General features: G+C 53.6%; 19 protein-coding genes. 10 read left to right on the top strand and 9 right to left on the bottom strand.

Features of this window, described 5'->3' with window-relative positions:
- Positions 1-397: 397 nt before the first annotated feature.
- On the bottom strand, positions 398-1609 hold the full coding sequence (locus tag AC27K1_RS20560) for an aromatic amino acid transport family protein (RefSeq protein ID WP_487152664.1): 1212 nt from the start codon (positions 1607-1609) through the stop codon (positions 398-400).
- A 486-nt stretch (positions 1610-2095) separates the two neighbouring features.
- Here AC27K1_RS20560 and AC27K1_RS20555 point away from each other — a divergent pair, with 486 nt between their 5' ends.
- Positions 2096-2614, top strand: a complete 519-nt coding sequence (locus AC27K1_RS20555; protein ID WP_487152663.1) for a DinB family protein — start codon at positions 2096-2098, stop codon at positions 2612-2614.
- A 21-nt stretch (positions 2615-2635) separates the two neighbouring features.
- Here AC27K1_RS20555 and AC27K1_RS20550 read toward each other — a convergent pair whose 3' ends face one another.
- The 5 genes from AC27K1_RS20550 to AC27K1_RS20530 are packed head-to-tail and all read right to left on the bottom strand — an operon-like array spanning position 2636 to position 7137.
- Positions 2636-4408 carry a bifunctional lysophospholipid acyltransferase family protein/GNAT family N-acetyltransferase gene (locus AC27K1_RS20550; RefSeq protein ID WP_487152662.1) on the bottom strand — a complete coding sequence of 591 codons (1773 nt, stop codon included), beginning with the start codon at positions 4406-4408 and terminating at the stop codon, positions 2636-2638.
- Positions 4409-4438: 30 nt separating this feature from the next.
- On the bottom strand, positions 4439-4915 hold the full coding sequence (locus tag AC27K1_RS20545; protein ID WP_487152661.1) for a DoxX family protein: 477 nt from the start codon (positions 4913-4915) through the stop codon (positions 4439-4441).
- Between the two features lie 16 nt (positions 4916-4931).
- Positions 4932-5387 carry a YHS domain-containing (seleno)protein gene (locus AC27K1_RS20540; protein WP_487152660.1) on the bottom strand — a complete coding sequence of 152 codons (456 nt, stop codon included), beginning with the start codon at positions 5385-5387 and terminating at the stop codon, positions 4932-4934.
- 27 nt (positions 5388-5414) lie between these two features.
- Entirely contained in the window at positions 5415-6560 is a 1146-nt protein-coding gene (locus AC27K1_RS20535) for a D-alanine--D-alanine ligase (protein ID WP_487152659.1), read from the bottom strand.
- On the bottom strand, positions 6538-7137 hold the full coding sequence (locus AC27K1_RS20530; protein ID WP_487152658.1) for a DedA family protein: 600 nt from the start codon (positions 7135-7137) through the stop codon (positions 6538-6540). Before AC27K1_RS20530 ends, AC27K1_RS20535 begins: the two co-directional genes overlap by 23 nt.
- A 733-nt stretch (positions 7138-7870) precedes the next feature.
- Between AC27K1_RS20530 and AC27K1_RS20525 the strand changes: the two genes are divergently transcribed.
- Positions 7871-8062, top strand: a complete 192-nt coding sequence (locus AC27K1_RS20525) for a hypothetical protein (RefSeq protein WP_487152657.1) — start codon at positions 7871-7873, stop codon at positions 8060-8062.
- 380 nt (positions 8063-8442) lie between these two features.
- A complete protein-coding gene (locus AC27K1_RS20520; protein ID WP_395176562.1) occupies positions 8443-8862 on the top strand; it encodes an H-NS histone family protein in 420 nt (139 codons plus the stop codon).
- Between the two features lie 100 nt (positions 8863-8962).
- Here the strand turns inward: AC27K1_RS20520 and trhP are convergent, their stop codons facing one another.
- The 3 genes from trhP to rpmB all read right to left on the bottom strand — a co-directional run bounded on the left by trhP (position 8963) and on the right by rpmB (position 10893).
- Positions 8963-10312, bottom strand: coding sequence for a prephenate-dependent tRNA uridine(34) hydroxylase TrhP (gene trhP / locus AC27K1_RS20515; protein WP_487152656.1), 1350 nt, complete (start codon positions 10310-10312; stop codon positions 8963-8965).
- A gap of 151 nt (positions 10313-10463) precedes the next feature.
- Positions 10464-10631, bottom strand: coding sequence for a 50S ribosomal protein L33 (rpmG, locus tag AC27K1_RS20510; protein WP_345194541.1), 168 nt, complete (start codon positions 10629-10631; stop codon positions 10464-10466).
- A gap of 25 nt (positions 10632-10656) precedes the next feature.
- Complete coding sequence (gene rpmB, locus AC27K1_RS20505) at positions 10657-10893, bottom strand: 50S ribosomal protein L28 (RefSeq protein WP_345194542.1); 237 nt, start codon at positions 10891-10893, stop codon at positions 10657-10659.
- A gap of 503 nt (positions 10894-11396) precedes the next feature.
- Here rpmB and AC27K1_RS20500 point away from each other — a divergent pair.
- From AC27K1_RS20500 to AC27K1_RS20470, 7 genes are all read left to right on the top strand, one after another.
- Positions 11397-11774, top strand: a complete 378-nt coding sequence (locus AC27K1_RS20500) for a hypothetical protein (RefSeq protein ID WP_487152655.1) — start codon at positions 11397-11399, stop codon at positions 11772-11774.
- A gap of 396 nt (positions 11775-12170) precedes the next feature.
- A complete protein-coding gene (locus AC27K1_RS20495; RefSeq protein WP_487152654.1) occupies positions 12171-12602 on the top strand; it encodes a GspH/FimT family pseudopilin in 432 nt (143 codons plus the stop codon).
- Positions 12603-12617: 15 nt separating this feature from the next.
- Positions 12618-13109, top strand: coding sequence for a type IV pilus modification protein PilV (gene pilV, locus AC27K1_RS20490; RefSeq protein ID WP_487152653.1), 492 nt, complete (start codon positions 12618-12620; stop codon positions 13107-13109).
- Complete coding sequence (locus AC27K1_RS20485; protein WP_487152652.1) at positions 13106-13774, top strand: PilW family protein; 669 nt, start codon at positions 13106-13108, stop codon at positions 13772-13774. Before pilV ends, AC27K1_RS20485 begins: the two co-directional genes overlap by 4 nt.
- Positions 13771-14259 carry a pilus assembly PilX family protein gene (locus tag AC27K1_RS20480; RefSeq protein WP_487152651.1) on the top strand — a complete coding sequence of 163 codons (489 nt, stop codon included), beginning with the start codon at positions 13771-13773 and terminating at the stop codon, positions 14257-14259. Before AC27K1_RS20485 ends, AC27K1_RS20480 begins: the two co-directional genes overlap by 4 nt.
- 11 nt (positions 14260-14270) lie before the next feature.
- Positions 14271-18068, top strand: a complete 3798-nt coding sequence (locus AC27K1_RS20475; protein ID WP_487152650.1) for a pilus assembly protein — start codon at positions 14271-14273, stop codon at positions 18066-18068.
- Positions 18049-18453 (top strand): type IV pilin protein, encoded by a 405-nt coding sequence (locus AC27K1_RS20470; protein ID WP_487152649.1) that lies wholly within the window; start codon positions 18049-18051, stop codon positions 18451-18453. The genes AC27K1_RS20475 and AC27K1_RS20470 overlap by 20 nt, the downstream gene beginning before the upstream one ends.
- The last annotated feature ends 51 nt before the right edge of the window (positions 18454-18504 follow it).

Raw genomic sequence — 18504 nt, 5'->3', positions numbered from 1 at the left:
AAGAAATATACATATTAAAAATATGCCCTAAAAACAACACGACCCCATACAACCCAAAACCGACCCAGAGCAAGGAAGGATTACAACAATGCAACAAAACCTGAAACAAATAATAGCAATAAGCATCAGAGTGACACCAACCTTTACCCTAAAAATAATTGGCGACGAAACCCGTTGGCAATAATTTTAATGAAAAGACCTATGGTGACATCTGATATTGACGACTAACTCTATTTATAGCAATCATGCTAGTGTCATATGTCGTTTATAAAAACGACATTCATACTATTTTTTCATGTACTGAGAAAGAATGCCAAAAGAAGCCTATTAATTTACAGTGTGCCGAATAAAGCTATAAGCATGCATGAAGGTAGTCCATCACCTTCATGCATTTTATTTAACCGATACTGGGCAACACCCCTGAGGCTATAGCAAGTTGTGCCAGGATAATCAGCACACCTGTAGACATCATCAAACCCAGCGCCCACTTTCCACCATAAAACTGATCCCCCCCTTCACGGTGACTTCCTGCCAACTTCCATGTCATAACAACAGGCAGGGCAATCGCAAGAACTACCAGCGCAATTGCAGCAAAACCTAACGCCGTGATAAAGCTATCAGGGAAATACAGTGATACCAGCAGCGGTGGTATAAATGTGATCACGGCCGTCTGCAGACGACCACCGAATGTACTGTTACGCTGGAATGCCTCGGAAAGGTAATCGAATAAACCAAGCGCGACACCCAGAAACGATGTTGCCAGTGCAAGAATCGCAAACAGATTGACCGCTGTTGAAATCCAAAGGGAGTCGCCATGCCGGGTCAATCCAATCACCAGTGCGCTGACGGGATCCTGTCCATTCTGCATGGTAACCAAAAGCCCCTGGGGCAACACGCCATTCGTGCTAATGACCCAGAGCAGGTAGACAATGAGAGGCAAAGTGCTGCCGATAACCACTGCCGGACGAATGTTGGCCGGTTTATCTTCCAGATAGCGAACAATGCTGGGCACTGTCGCCTGAAAGCCAAAAGACGTAAAAAATAATGGCAGTGCCGCCCAGACTACACCATCAGACACTGGCACTGTATTCAGGTATGAGGTTTCGACCTTCGGCAGCAGCAAACCTATCAGCAACACCAGCATCATCACCTTCAACATGAACAGTCCGCGTGTCACCAGATCCACACTGCTGGTACTGATGACAATGATCCCGGCAAACAGGACTGTCACACCGATAGCTGCGCCCCCTTCCGGTAAAACAATATTGAACCAGTGGTTCAGGCTACCATTAAGGTGCCCTGCCGCTCCGGTGATGTAGGCGGCGCACAACGCATAAGGAAGAAACAGGGTGGCCAGCGACGCAACCAGTTGTCCGGGTCGCCCAAGCAGCTGGCCGGCGACACCGTACAAGGAGGTCGTACCCGGGCAGGCACGACAGGTTTCCGCCACCAGCAGACCAGAATAGGTTGCCAGAGCCCAGTTCAATAACATCAAGATTAATGCTGGCCAGAAGCCGATCACGGCGGTCGCCAAAGGCATGGCGATCATTCCGGCGCCAAGTGAAGTCCCCGCGATAATCAGCGCGCTGCCTATGAGTCTGTTTCGCATACTGCCCCCTTGCAAACAGATGATTCCTAATGGATGTGATAAACAGGTTCGGGCTCTGGGGGGGAATCTCGGAAGGAGGCAGGCGGGGTTGGTTCCATCGACTGCGCCACTTGCGATTTGACCTTCGAACCCGTGTTCGGTCGATCAAAACGCCTCAATGACGCAGTTAAACGGTTACGCTCAACGACGCCATTGAGGCTGGCGATAGTCGGCGTAGTAATACGCTGTATGGAACATGTCGTTGTGGTTCCAAAAACCTGAATTTGCTTTACTGCTGGTTACCGTAACAGGCTACACCTTTCTTACACATACGTACAAATACGACTCAGACCATAGTCCTTATTTTTCCTTTTCACGGCACTGTGACGCATCGACTTCCACGCTGTGTACGCATAGCCTCAAGTAACCATTCACAACCCCTTTCAAAATACGTAACAATGACTAAGCTATCTAAGGCGACTTAGTTGAACCAACAGGAAAATCAGTATGCCGTTGCAAAGGACTGTGGAGGCAAATATTCGGTGCCTCAAGGATTTACGCGATCAGCTTCAGGCGATTGGTGACGATACGTTCACCTATAGAGCCGATATCAGTGTCAGTAGCATCGGGCAGCATGTCCGTCATGTACTTGAACATTACGAGCGTTTTTTTATCAGCCTTGGTGAGCGGGAGGTCAACTATGATCAACGCCCCAGGGATCCTTCACTGGAAACCATTCGAGAACTTGCAATCACTCGTATCGATGGCATCGTTCACCGGTTGAAACGGTTACAGGAGAAAGGCTGTGAATGCCATATTATGTCCATCACAGCGTTTGCCTCAGATGATGATGCAGATGATCCGATTGTTACCACCACGACAGTGATTCGTGAACTGCTGTTTCTCCAGAGCCATACGATTCACCACAGCGCAATGATCTCGATAGTGTTGAACTACCTGGATATCCCCGTTCAATTCTCGCTGGGCATGGCTCCTGCGACATTACGTCATCGGCAGACACTCTAATCTCACTCAGTATGTGGCGGTTTATGCCGCCACATAACCATGCAGTTCCCGAAACTGCGTCACACCGTCATTGCCCAGGTATTTCCCCAGCATACGATCATCAACTTTTTTCAGATCAACAACAATCAAGCCATCCAGTGCATTGTTGAAATTCTTGTCGACATTAAAACCGGCAAACTCACCCTGCAGCTTCAGGTAATGCTTGATAAGAATGGGAACACCTTTATCTTTTTCAATGGTTTGTATCAGTAGCGACAATCCCTCCACATGGCTTAATCCTTCCAGATGATCGGGATCCCACAATGCGGTCGGCTCATCGGCCAGCGGTGATGTGGGTCGCACCAGGTCTGCCAGTGTCTTGTCGTAATTATTCGCCTGCAGGCAATTGGCCATCAGCTGTCGTGAAAGCTGGCTGTAATCACTACTGATACTGACCGGACCAAACAGTATCCGGTAACGGGGGTTCCTGACCACAAATGCACCGATGCCTTTCCACAGGAACATCAATGCCGTAATACTTTTCTGGTACTCAGGCCGTACAAAAGACCGCCCCATTTCAAGGCAGCCGCCCAGTTTTTTCAGAAATGTATTGTCGTATTGAAACAGGCTGCGGGAATAAATGCCCTCAAGCCCCTGCTGTTCATAAAGACGGTCAACAAGCCCCAGACGGTAGGCTCCCACAATTTCCTGTCGACTTTTGTGCCATAGAAACAGATGCAGGTAGTCACGATCATACTGATCAACATCCACTTCATACCCGGTTCCCTCTCCGACAGCCCTGAACGTCAGCTCACGCAACCGGCCAATCTCCTGGAGGACATGGGGCAACTCGGCAGCCGGCGCGCACCATATCTCCATCTCATTTTTTGCCAGCAAACGTCGCTCAGGTGCCAGCTGGCTGACATCTTCTACCAGCAATTCCCTTGGCATTGGCTCAATCAAGGGTTGGAACGTTCTACCCTGTGGTGACGTATTGTCGAACCCAGAGTCTGTAGCATGCTCGCGTAGCAGGAGGGTATTAAGGCGTAGAAAGTTGGTCAGAGCCTTGTCATTATCCAGCTGACGTCTGTCGGACGGTGTGATCAGCTTACCCGGCGACAGTTGGATCACCTGGTCTCGTTTGTTAATCAGCTCTCTGATCAGTCGCAATGTTCTCAGTACAGGATGTACGACACCTAGTATGTGAAACAACCGGCTATTACTTCCGGCAACATAAACAGGTAGTGCGTTGGCCCCGGTATCCCGGATAATACTGGCGGCAGTTGTACGCCATGACGCTTCTGTCACCCGTCGTTTTTTCCAGCTCCAGCTGGCCACTTCACCCGCCGGAAAAATCAGTAAAACACCACCACCCCTGACCCATTCACGGGCACGGTCAACGGCTTTACGGTTCGCCTGGCGACGATTCTGCACACCCAGAATATCCACGCCGATGAAGAGTTCCCGCAGCTCCGGTATGCCGTTCAGGACCTGGTTTGCCAGCACACGCGTATCCGGCCGGACTTTCAGCAACATATCAATGATTGCGAGGCCTTCCGCGCCACCAAACGGGTGATTGGCGACCACCACCAGCGGCCCCTCTGCAGGCACGCTGTCAACAATATCGCTGGTGACGGTATAGCGAAGCCCAAGTAGTCTTAATGCGACCCTGACAAAATCCCCAGGTGTTTCCGTATGTACCCGCTGCCGGTAAAGACGATCCAGATAGCTGAGACCGAGCAACCGCTCCAGCAGCGGTTGCAGAAATTTCAGCCGTGATGGCATTGGCAGCCGAAATGGTGACATCGCAAGCATGGCGTCTTCCTGACTTTTTTATGTTCTTATTCAGTCCGGAATATCGTCTTCCCGGAAAATACTGCGCTTTGCAAACAAATGCCTGAACGGATGATTGGTCTGGATCAGATCCATCACCGTAACAGCAATAGCACTGGCACAAACGATACAGGCATTAATAAACAACAACCCGCCATCATCCCCAATGATTTCACCGGCCTCGTTGAACTCAGGCATAGGGATGCCCAGCGGCGTAAACAGATGAAAAAATATCGCGCCAATCATGATGCACGATGCCATGGCTGCGCCGTATAACCTCAAGGGTGTAAACAACAGAATCGAGGCAATCAGTTCAGCAATCCCTACACCGTAGGCACCATACTGTCCAAACCAGTCCAGTCCTGACCATTCCCCCAGTGTCCCGAAAATAAACTGGGTTTCAGGTGCATCCGAAAACTTGAAGAACAGTGACTGGACAAAGATAAATGCAATATATGCGGACAGAATCCACTTTATCTTCCGGGACATGTTGCCTCCCTGGCGTTTAGTTATTGTTCAGTGCAGGCCAGTTTTCATCCCCCTTGGTAATGAACCCGGGAATATCCTTCAACCAGCGATCCTGCACTGACTTGTCATAATTAAGATAAAGCTTTCCATCCACAACTTTCCAGTGCTCCGGGTCTCCCTTGTAAAGGTCGTTCCTCGCCGCCACGGCCCAGGCACAGTGTCCACCGTATTGCGGTGCATAGCGTTCAGGCAGTTCCCTGAAGGTTTCGAGGTTTTCGGCGCTACTGAAATACCAGTCTGCGCCCTGCCAGCGATGCTTGAATTTGCTGCTGCCTTCGACAGGCTTCCCCTCGGTAAAATAAGCCACGGTGTCATACCCGCCTACCGCCTTGTTACTGAAGTAGCCGGTATAGATGGTATCTGCCGAAACAGTAGCAGGACCTCCCAGCAACAATGGCATCAACACAGCAAGACTAAACAGGATACGTTGCATTTTTATGTCCTCATTCCATGACGAGTTTTATTCGGTATCCGGATAATGTCGCCCAAGACGCTTTTCCTTCTGCCAACCCTTGATGAGTTCAAGAAGCCCATCAGGTCTTGAGCCCCGGCGCCGGTTAATGGCTCCGATACGAAACAGCGTGTTGTACTGATGAAACAGCGTTCTATAAACCTCACGCAGGGAAGAATCAGCATCCCAGATATGTGCCGCTTCACTGCTGACGCCGTTTATTTCCAGAATAGTGAAATCTTTTCCTTCCTGCAGAGACCGGGTATCGCGAAAGCGCACATCAAAGCGCCCGTAGTAGAACCCATCAATATCCTTACAAATCTGATCAAAGGCTGTCGTGAGCGTATCGGTGATCAAATGGCGTCCATCCCTGAAAATAGCGCCCCGGCTATGACTTCCCGCAAAGGCCAGTCTAAATGGCTGCCCTTCGGGAATCACCTGGTCCAGAAAGGCCTCGTGGCGCTTGAAATACAGATGCGTGAGCTGCCCGGCCCTGGAATCCTGTTGGATTAGAGTTCTCAAGGTATCAATACCATTGCCGTAGACATAAGGCTGGTATTTCAGGGTTATGGAAAAGATCTGTCCTTTCTCTTCACCAGGCATCCGAATATAGAAAATACCGGCTTCGGCCTCATAAGGCACCAGTTGCTGGAACAGGACCTGCCCACCATCAGGAAAAACCTGTAAGTACGCCGCCACTTCGACGGCATCACGCACGATACGTACCCCCTGTCCACGGCAGCCCATATCCGGCTTTGCAATCAAGGGAAAATGAAGATCGGATGCATTGATTGCTTCCAACGCGCTTTTCAGTGTCTGTTCAGACTGGGACTGATCATTCAGGACACGACACCAACATGCAATGTGTTGACGAGCCTTATCACCGGCACGATTGAAATTAGCGGCCTTCGATTCCCCCACCATTCCCCCCAGGTAAAACCCGGGATTGGCACACAGGGGAAGTGTCAGGCTCCGATGCTGAATAGCCCGGAACAACCACAGAATGGCCACAGGCAGATAGACCAACGGCGTGGGCCAGAACTCAAAGAACGCAATGGCACGCCGGGTAGATGTCAGAGGCGGCATACCAACATGGGCTTGCTTCTCTGAAAACGTGGGTAATACCGCCTGCTCAACTAACGTATTCTCTGTCATTATTCTGAATATCCATATAACGGCCCAGCGACCGGCTCATCCATCCCTGCCCCAGGTAGATCAGTACAACCAGGCCTGGCACCAACAACCACTTCCATTCGCCCAATGCCATCCAGAACTGATTACCCAGCAGGTACAGACCACTGAACAGCGCACCTGTCCACAATAGCGATGCCACCAGCACGGTGCCGAAAAAGCGTCGCAGTGACAGGGCAAAGGCACCACAGGCCAGATAACAGGGTAACCGCATGCCCGGTATCAGCCTGACAACAAAAACCGTCATGATCATATTTCGGGCCAGCCATTTCCGTGCTCGCTCCAACGTCGGTTTTTCAGCGAACCGCCGGAATCGCGGATACCGCCGGGTCAAGGCCCCCATACCATACAGCCATAAATCCCCGGTAAAGATGCCAATAAATAAGGCGACAAAGGCACTGACAGGCGGAACCACCCCTTCAGCAGCGAGAATAGCGGCTCCGACAATCGCGGCATCTTCCAGGATATAGGTGGCAACAACGATTGAAACCAACACCCCAAGCGGATGATCCGAGAGTAATAGCAACAGCGGTTCCATCATCTGATTTGCTTCCTGCATCGCCTGTCAAAACCATGGCCCAGGCAATAAGGATCATCATGACATCCTGATCCCTGTTTTCTTGTTATTACGCATGACATCGCCGATTAGATTCAACCACTTCCGGTGAAACAAATTCTGCATCCGACAATCATGCTTCTCAAAGGGAACGGCTTTCCCTGAACGGAGAATCCTGTTGAAACAGGACATATCAAGTTGTTGCCCTGCTGAGCAACAGTTCCCAATACTTCGACAGAACAACCTCGCTGGAACTTATCCTCAAGATTCATGCATCTATATAAACAAAGCGATTAAATGGAGTAAAGTTTTGCCCCTTTAACACAGTACCAGCAAGGCATTGCGGTTCATTATTAATGACTGTCTTTGGTTGTGATCCAGAATGTTTTTCAGCAATCAATGCAACGCAAAAATGCAACAAGAATGTCAACGTAACTTCACAGAATTTCTTCTACACTGTTTCTGAACGTTCGGCCAGACTCACTGACAGTGACGGTGATCTGTGAGCCCAGACGGCAGCCAGCCCCCGGTAATCACAGGATCAACCGTCCATTCCTGCAGGCAGGTGGTATACAACCTGCATGATCAGGAAGGGGGAGTCTGAGCAATCACAGGGATTTGTGCCTGCGTCAAGTACTCACAGCCATCACAGGCACCGGACGACTCGCTATTGTAACCGCAGAAATCAGCAGTGCATGACTTAGGGAAGGAGCGCACAATGGAAAACGTTACACGCGTCAAGGATCGCATCACTTACGAAGAAGGCCACATCAAGGAATACCTCAGTAATGGCTGGATACGTGTAAAGATGGCCTGGGGGGAAATCCGTGAGTACCAGCAGAAAGACCTGATTCCCTGCATGGAGCTACCACAGCCAGAAACACAACCGGAAGAGACAAGGCTGCACTGATTAACAGCATGATGTAAGAGCCGGCCTTTTGATGGTGCAAAACCCCATTAGGCCGGAACCTGCTGGCAGACTCCGTTCTTATTGATACAGCGTTTCAGATTCTTGCTTCTCTCGAATCAAACCACCCTCTTTCATGCCATGACGCGCCCATTTTCCTGTCGCGCCAGTGCTTATAGCCAAATGATGCGTTCCTTTCCCCTTGAAAGACAAAATGGGATTCTTCTGGAAACAACAAGGCATTTCGGGTATTAATAAAGGCAAATATTGTTAATAATTAAGTTCCGCCCGTTAATTTCACGGGGCATTATCAACTTTTAAGATTGCTGATTGCTTTTTATTCACTTAAAATCGTTCCGCATACAACCTAGGGGTTAATTTAAATGAATATTTTTGACGAAATTCAGCATCGTCTGGCAAGCAAGACTCGTATCCGCGCCCTGTTCAAAGATGTCCACATTGAGGATATCGAGCGCATCATCAGCCGCCTGGAAGGCATTCTGGAAGAAAAGAAAGACGCCGTTGCCGCTGATGAAGCCAAGCGTCAGGCCAAGCAGGAAAACATTGATGAAGTGCGTCGCCTGCTGGCGGAGCGCGGCCTGTCTCTGGACGACCTGGACCCTGCCGAAGAAGCAGCGCCCAAAAAGCGTCGCAATGTTCAGAAGTTCACTTTTCAGTATGAAACCACCAGCGGCGACACCGTTACCTGGCACGGTTCCACCACTGGCCGTCTGCCGAAAGACTTCCAGACTTACCTGGATCGTACCGGCAAGAAGCGCCTGGACTGCGTGATCGAAGACTAAGCTGCTCTGATGCGAATACCGGTTAATGCATAAGCCGGTCATCCATCAAAAAGAAAAGGGAGGCAATACCTCCCTTTTTATTTACCTGCAATTTGCCTGATCAGGCAGCTGTTTCAGCCTGGGGCAGGTGTCTCACCAGCAGTGAGAACTCATCGACTTTCATGCCTTCAGTCACCGGCAGACGAATCTTGTGCCCGGAGCCCGGTGCCACAGAGACTTTCTCGCCACGCTGGTTTTCCATGTGATCCAGACGGAATGTATGGTTGCCGGAAGGGGTCAGCAGCTCCAGTGTATCGCCCTGCTCAAACCGGTTTTTGACATCCACAGTGATGAATTCCGTGCCGGCATCCAGAATCTCGCCGACGAACTGCTGCAGACTGCCCTTGGAAGCACCCTGTTCGTAATTCTGGTATTCGTCATGGACATGGCGACGGTAGAAGCCTTCGGTATACCCACGGCTGGCCAGATTCTCCAGTGTATCCATGAGCGCCATATCGAATGATTTGCCAGCGGCGGCATCATCAATGGCCTTACGATAAACCTGGGCAGTACGCGCCACATAGTAGTGGGACTTGGTTCGCCCCTCGATCTTCAGCGAGTGAACCCCCATGCCGTGCAGGCGATGGACATGCTGAACCGCACGCAGATCGCGGGAATTCATAATATAGGTGCCATGCTCATCTTCATAAGCGGGCATATATTGTCCGGGACGGTTTTCTTCCTGTAGCAGGTAAATCTTGTCTGTCGGTTCGCCGCTACCCAGCGTTGGCTCATTTGCGACCTCTGAAGGATCAAAGGTTGTCGCGATGACATCACCACTGGCCGTTTCAGTGGCCTCATGGGCCTGATATTTCCAGCGGCAGGCATTGGTGCAGGTGCCCTGGTTAGGATCACGGTGGTTGATATAGCCGGACAGCAGGCAACGACCGGAATAGGCGATGCAGAGCGAGCCGTGCACAAACACTTCCAGCTCCATGTCCGGGCATTCTTCACGGATCTCGGCAATCTCATCCAGCGACAGTTCGCGGGAGAGAATAATCCGGCTGACGCCCTGACGTGCCCAAAACTTCACTGTGGCGAAATTAACGACGTTTGCCTGTACCGACATATGCACCGGCATATCAGGCCAACGGTCACGCACCATCATGATCAAACCGGGATCGGACATAATCAACGCGTCCGGCTTCATGGCAATGACCGGCTCCATATCCCGCAGATAGGTCTTCACCTTCGAGTTATGGGGCGCAATGTTACTCGCCAGGTAGAACTGCTTGCCCCGGGCATGCGCCTCGTTGATCCCGTTTTCCAGGTTTTCCAACTTGAAGTCGTTATTCCTTACCCGCAGGCTGTAGCGGGGCTGGCCGGCATAGACCGCATCCGCGCCGTAGGCGAAGGCATAACGCATGTTTCTCAGGGTGCCGGCGGGCGACAGGAGTTCCGGTTTGCTCATAACATCTCACTGACTCAGGCGAAGGCGCATTGTAGGCGCTTTATAATTGTTCAGAAAATAGTCACTTACAGCTATAAAAAAACCCGCGGAATGCGGGTTTCTTTAACACGTCCACCACAGTCCCCGATAACAGGGCTGCGGAAAGCCGATCTTACTTGATCTTGGCTTCCTTGAACTCAACGTGCTTGCGGACTTTGGGATCGTACTTCTTGAAGACGAACTTGTCCGGGGTGTTACGCTTGTTCTTGGTGGTGGTGTAGAAGTAACCGGTACCAGCAGTGGATACCAGCTTGATTTTCTCGCGAACAGCCTTAGCCATCGTCGTAATCCTCTCTTATCGAACCTTAGAAACGCTCGCCGCGGGCGCGGAGCTCAGCCAGAACGGCATCGATGCCCTTCTTGTCGATGATGCGCATGCCCTTGGAAGAAACACGCAGTCTCACAAAACGCTTCTCGGACTCAACCCAGAAACGGTGATGGTGCAGGTTCGGCAGGAAACGACGACGAGTCTTGTTGTTAGCGTGAGATACGTTGTTACCGACAGCGGGACGCTTGCCGGTCACCTGGCAAACTCTGGACATATTTGAGCCTCTCTCTAAGCGTTTACCCAACCCGAAAGCTGGATTCTTTATTCATACATACCGGAACTACCCGGTCAGGCAGTAGCCGGCCCGCCCAAATGCGTTCAGCCGAGAGCCGGTACTCAAAGACCGGGCTTTATACCAGAAAGTAATCCTGCTTACAATAATTGATTACTTCTTGCACAAACGCTGAACGATGAACAACGTGAACAAAACGCCCGCTGTTTCGGGTTTCAGGCAGTGGGTTACAGCAGCAATAGGCTGCCCATTTTGGCGGTGAACTTTAATGGACTCTCAAGGCAATGACAATACGGCATTCCAGTCATCTTGAGCCTTTCAACAGCATTCTGATACTGCTGAGAGCAAAGTAATCGTCATTGACAGTTAATCAGGGTGCATCGCACCTATCATACTGCCAGCCTAATAGCCGCCACTCGTGCTACAGATTTCCTATCTATACTGCCCCTGCATCATTCAACCGCAGATGCAGAGAGGTTTCCAACATGAAGTTTTACCGACTGTTTGGCTTGTCTCTACTGGTAGCCGGAGCGTCCTCCGGTGCCTCCGCGTTTATAAATGCCAACTGTGGCAGTGCTAAAGATTGGCCTTCCCATCATCTCTGCTGCTCCCAACCCGGCGCTTCAGAGCATTCCATCTGGGCTTCCACTCCCGGACCAGACTGGCATTGCACGTACCAGCTACGCTCCAATTGCGGCGTGAATACACATCTCTGGGACAATGACGCCAAATATGTCTCCCAGGACACCATGCCTACCTATTGCAAGGCCAGGGGCCAGGGCAACCCTGTCTACGATGGCAAACCACCTGCAATGGAATTAGAAAGCGAGCCTGTAACAGCAGCAACCCAACAAACCCACTAACCCAGCCCGACCGGCTAAATGAAAGATCATCCCTGAAACGCTATTTAACTGACACAGCAGGTATTGATGAGAATCGCTGCAGAGATATCTCTACATAAAGCCTTTATATAAGTGCTACTCAATACTCGCTGTTCCTTGATTGATTCCAGTGCACAACAGGGGAGCCGGAATGCTCCCTACATAAAGACAGACAATCTTGATCTTAAACATCTCTTTATTATGAACGTAAGCTCACAAACCAAAGCTCTGAAGAATGCACCTGCGCCTACCAGCCTTTATCAACAGCCCCGATTGACCCTCAGCACCAGGAGCCGATGGCATTCCAGCCAATACGCTGAAACCAAAACCGATTAAGCTGTACGATAGTGCAACATAACAACAATAAAAAATGCCGCCATGCTATACCATAAAGGTTTCACCCTCGTTGAACTGATGATCACCCTGGCGATCGCAGGCATCCTGCTGGGCATCGGCATTCCCAGTTTTCAGGATTTCATGGCAGAAAACCGGGTGCGCACGCATTCCACCTCGCTTCAGCACTCACTGCAGTATGCCCGCAGTGAAGCCATCAAGCGCAACGCACTGATATCTGTCGCCCAGATCAACAACGACTGGAACAATGGCTGGGCGGTGCTATCCGGCGGCCAGGTTTTAAAACAATTTGTGCCTGACAACAGCACGCAACTGTCTACCACCAATGCCACCACGCAGTTTCTCTTCTTCCTGCCTGACGGCACCACCACCAGCGGCGAAACCTTCACAGTCACCTCTGACGGCGAGTCACGGCAGGTGAGTGTCAGCCTGGCCGGCCAGGTTCTGGTTTTGTGAAGACGGGAGCGCGCCATGATTCGGGAACAGGGTATCACCCTGGTAGAAGTGCTGATTACGACAGTGATCACCGCCATCGGCATTATCGGCCTGGTATCCCTGCAGCTCAGTGCGTTACAGGCGAACCAGCTGGCCGCCCAGAAGGCCGTGGGCGGCTGGATGATCCAGGACCTGGTAGAACGCATGCGCGCCAACCCTGATGGAGCCAGCGCCTACAGCGGCACAGCAGACTGCGAAAATCCGGTAAAAAGCTGTCTGAACAACACCTGCACTCCCGCGGAAATGGCAGCCTGGGATATTGAGAACATCATGTGCGCCGACCGCGGCGACGGCAATACGCTGCCCGCCCGGCAGCTCACCGTCGGCCTCTGCGCCAACGCCCTGGTCAACTGCGCCACCGGTGCAAGCCACCAGGTAACCCTGAGCTGGACTGCCGCCCAGGCCAACTCTTCTGTGGGCAGCGACGCCGCGGTAAGCTCCAGCCTGCGCTACGAGGTGACGCCGTGACAGGACGAAAACAGCAAGGTCTGTCACTGGTTGAACTGATGGTCGCCATGGCCATCGGCCTGTTGATGATGGCCGGCCTGCTGACCCTGTACCTCAACCACCACACCGGCTACACCCTGTCCGCTGCCATGGGTCGGGCGCAGGAGGCAGGAGACCTCGGCCTGAGCCTGATGGCACGTTATATCCGTATGGCGGGATTTGATCCTGACCAGCCGTCATCGACGCCGGTTGATGACGCCCTGAGCAATAACGCGGTGGCATCAGCACCAGACACCCTCGCCATCAGGTTTATACCGGTCGACGAACAGCACTGTACCGGCACCTCATCAGATGCCGTAACCAATATTTTTTTCGTACAAGACAATGAACTCCGCTGTCGGGATGGCGATGGCAACACAGAGACGCTGGCGACCGGCATTGAGAGCCTTCAGGTGCAATACGGCGTTGACCTGGACAGTGACGGTCGCATAGACAGCTACCAGGCAGCGCCCGCAGGGAACGCCCTGAGCATCCGCCTTGGCCTGCTGGCCAACGCGGGCCCCAATGCAGCACTGGCATCACGGGACCGCAGTTACAACGTGCTTGACGCAACCCTTACCCATAATGCGGACACCACCCTGCGACGCATTTTCACCACCACCATTTACCTGGCGAATACCCGATGAGGCAGCAGAACACTGACCGGACGCCACAGCGCCAGCAGGGCATCACCCTGATGGTGGCGCTGGTCATCCTGATGATGCTGTCGATCCTCGCGCTGATCGCCGCCTACAACGCCAACCTGATGACCGCCATGGCCGGCCACAGCCATCACCAGGGGCTGGTATTCCAGGGGGCGCGCAGCGAACTGTCCGCGCAGGTCGCCGGCATACAAAGCAATAGCAGTTTCAACAATGCCATCACCAATGGCAGCGCCGTGTCGGCGGCTGCACTGGCCCTGAATGGGCAGACACCGCCCATCACCCAGGCGATCACAGTGGATCACCAGGCAACCGGCACCCTTCCCCTCGGTGAAGAAGCGAATGGCGGCAACGGTTATTTTTTCAGTATCCACAGCACGGCAACCCTTGCCAGCGGCGCTACCTCCAACCAGACACAGGGCATCTTTTACCGGATTGATCACAATGCCGTGACCAATTTTGCCCCCTAGGCGGCTCAGCGATGAAAACAAGAACAATAAAAAACGCAAACCCGTTCTACCGCTTGCTGGCAGCCATCGCCAGCTTGCTGTTCATGGCGCTGCCTGCATCGGTGTTGGCGGACGACACAGATATTTATGTCACCACCCCACGGTCAGCTGACGTCAATTCCAACCTGCTGCTGGTTTACGACCTGTCATCAAGCATGAAGGAGCTGGAAGACAATGTCCGAAATCCTTTTGATCCGGCTGAGAACTATACCGAGGGGCTTTCCAACGCCAACAAGAACTATTACAGCGACGAGTATTTCTTCTCCATAGCCGGTGACCTTGGCGGCGATCCTGACGACGCACTGGCCGAACGACTCAGGAACGGCCTGAACCACTGCCAGGCCGCCCGCGACGCCTTTAACAAAACCGGTTATTACATCGACCAGATGTCCCAGGATACCGGCATGTGGACCCGCACCATCATCGCCGGCGGCCTGCCCGGCATGATTGAATGCAAGGGCGACGCTGGCAAACACGGCCACAACAGTGATAACACAACCACCCGCCCCTATCCCCGGGCCAACATAAACTGTGGCCGTTTCGGCGGAAAAATCCCGAGTCTCTGCGACAATTACACCAGCAATCCTGACGATGCCCTGAACTGGAACGACACCATATCCCAGCCCTACGGCTTTTATTCAGCCAAATACATGCGCTGGTACCGCTTTTTTCGTGAAACCACCAGCGCGGAAAGACAATCCCGCCTGGAAATCCTGCGGGACGCCACCACGAACCTGGTGAACAGCACCGACAGCGTCAACGCCGGCCTGGTTGTCACCAACCGCTGGGCTGACGGCGGACACGTCAGGCAGGCCATAAAAGACCTGAGCGACACCGATAACAAGAACGCAATGAACAACAGCGTGGCGGACATTAGCAACGCCTATCTCCTGCAGGGCACCTCACTGACGGAAGCCTTCTGGGAGGCGCAACTTTATTACAAGGGCAGCACCGTGGAGTATGGCCGCGGCCATTACACGATGCCCGACAACTTCCTGGATGTATTCGACGAGTCAAAGTGGTCAACCGCCGACAGGAGCGATACGGACGCCCTCGCCAACAACACCGGTGCCGCCAACCGGTTACCCGCCGACACACGCTACGAAAGCCCCATCACGGATCAATGCCAGAGAAACTACGCCGTTCTGTTCAGTGATGGCGAGCCCAGCTTTGACACGGGCAAGGACCGCGCCATCGACAAACTTCTGGACCCGCCGTTTGACCAGGCCAGCGTGCCCAACGAACTCCGGGATGGCTGCGGCACCAACCGGGCCGGCAGCGCCCGTCGCAGCTGCATGCCCACACTGGCTTACGCCATGAACAACCTGGACCTGAACGACCTGCTGACAGGACGGCAAAGCGTTACGACCCATACCATCGGCTACCGCAACATTGTCGGCAAGGTACTGCTGGAAGACACGGCACGCTTCGGGGGCGGTCGGTTTTACGCGGTCGAGAGCGCCCAGGAACTGCAAAACGCCCTCTCATCCATCCTGATTGATGTGTACCTGAACGAGTCCACCTTTGTCTCACCGGCGGTCGCGGTCAACGCCTTCAACCGGCTGGAACACCGGGATGAGCTGTATTACGCCATCTTCCGCCCCTCGGAAAGCCGACGCTGGGCCGGCAACCTGAAGCGTTACCGCCTGGGGGTCGATGAAAATGGCCAGCCGGCCATCATGGATCGTAACGGCAAAACGGCGGTTGATCCCGACACCGGCTTTTTCAAGGCAGATTCCGCCAGCTTCTGGCCCCAGGTCATCAGGGATACCGCCGTGAATGACGGCAAGAATGTCGAACTCGGCGGCGCCGCCGCACAGCTGGGCACTAACCGCAAGGTCTTCACCTACGCCGGGGACTACGCCGACCTGGGCGGGGAAACCGCCACGATGTCTGCTGTCGAGGAAGCGACGTTTACCCGCGACAGCGGCTTTGACAACAGCCTGTTCAACCTGCCCGACGACATCAGCGACGCCGACCGCGGCAACTTCTTCAAGTGGATCAAGGGGCAGGACAGCGAAGGCAATGCCCACCACCAGTTCGGCGACGCCATTCACAGCCAGCCGGTGGTGGTGAACTACCGGGCCTATACCAACGCGGACAACGAACAGTTGACTGACAGCGTCGTCTTCGTCGGCACCAACGACGGCTATCTCCACGCCATTGACGCCGCCACCGGTCGGGAACTGTCCGCCTTTATCCCGAAAGAACTACTGCCCAACCTGTTTGACTATTACCGTGACACGCCGGGGATTGTCCCGCGTCCTTACGGGCTGGACGGCGCCATCACCGTCACCGTCATGGACTACAACAACGACGGCCTGATCTACGACAGCAACAATGTGCTGCAGAAAACCTCCAGCGACGAAAACGACAGGGTTCTCCTGTTCGTCGGCATGCGTCGCGGCGGTGTACTGGTCGATGACCGCCAGCCCGCCCACGGCAACTACTACGCCATTGACTACACCGATCGCGAAGCGCCAGAACTGCTCTGGGTGATCAAGGGCGGCGAAGGGGATTTTGAACAGCTCGGCCAGACCTGGTCGCGCCTGCAACCGGCGACCATTCGTTTCAACGGACAAAACCGCAATGTCCTGATCTTTGGCGGCGGCTATGACCGGGACCAGGACACCGCAACGAACCGGGTGACAGACGATACCGGCAACGCCATCTACATTGTCGACGCCATGACCGGCGAGCGCCTCTGGTGGGCCAGCAATGCCGACAGCGACCTGAACCTGACCGGCATGGACTACAGCATCACCGGCAATATTTTTACCGCCGACGGCAATGGCGACGGCCTGGTGGAAACCCTGTTTGCTTCTGACATTGGCGGCAACCTGTGGCGTATCGATCTGCGTGACAAACCGGACAACGCCGGCGAAACCCGGATCACCGGCGTACACCTTGCCCGCCTGTCCGGCGCCGACGCCTCCGACACCGACGATACCCGCCGCTTCTACCACGGCCCCAGCGTGGCGCGGGAGATTCACGCCGGTGAAGTGAAATACACCATCGCCATCGGTTCCGGTTACCACGCCCGTCCGTTAAGCAAGACCATCAGTGATCGTTTCTACATGGTGCGCAACGGCTATGTCGGTACCGCCATGTGGGATGATGAAAACAACGCCGCCCTGTCATGGAGCACGATCACGGAAACCAGTCTCTACGATGTGACGGATGAAACGCTTTATACCGCGTCCGATGTGGTGGCCGAGGGAGAAACCCAGTCCCCCCGCCAGATCAAACAGAGCGCCTTTAACGCCAAACAGGGCTGGATGCTGAGACTCGACACCGGCAGTCATGAAAAAGTACTGGCGCCCGCACGCACGGCAGGCGGGGTGATTTTCTTCACAACATTCCGGCTGGCGCCTGATGAGACGCTTGACTGTACCGACCCCGGTCGTTCACGACTTTACATGGTCAGCCAGAAAAATGGCCAGGCCGCCGCCCTTGTTGACGGCGGTTACAGGCGCTTCATTAACAGCAATATCAGCGGCATCGCCACACCCGGCGCGGAAATCCGGACGCCACAAGGCAATGTCGTTCCCTATGGCACCGAACTGGCGCAAACGCCGCTGGACAGCGGCGTCAGCACCATCTTCTGGCGGGATAACTGGACGTCAACCGTCAAGAGTGCCATCACGGCTGCAGAAAAAGCGGTTGAAGAAGCCCGGAAGGCCGAGGAAGAAAACACAACCGGCGAAACCACCGGAAACAATGGCGCAGACAACACAACCGGAGCAGACAATGGCACCCAGTCACCCTGACCGGCAGCGGGGTTTCACGCTGATTGAGCTGATGATCGTTGTCGCCATCATCGGCATTCTGGCGGCCGTTGCCTGGCCCAGCTACCAGGATCAGGTGCGCCAGGGGCGACGCGGTGATGGTCAGGCCCTGTTGATGGAAATTCTCCAGGCACAGGAGCGGTTTTACATTGATCAGGCAACATACACCAACGATCTTACCAATCTTGGTTATGCCGCCCAGCAAGCCAGTGAAAATGGCTTTTACATTGTCGCGGCCGGCGCCTGCCCCGGCGGCGGTGCCATCACTGCCTGCGTCAGGCTGACGGCAACGGCACAAGGCGCCCAGGTAGCCGACGGAAACCTGATCCTGGACAGCAACGGTACCCGAACAGGCAACTGGAACTGAACACCTTCCCCCATACCGTGCATGGTTTAACGAAGCCGGCATGCTTATAAT

This window comes from Kistimonas ophiarachnellae (assembly GCF_057552235.1).
The sequence above is the reverse complement of the archived record's forward strand: the minus strand, read 5'-3'. Positions and strand labels throughout refer to the sequence as shown.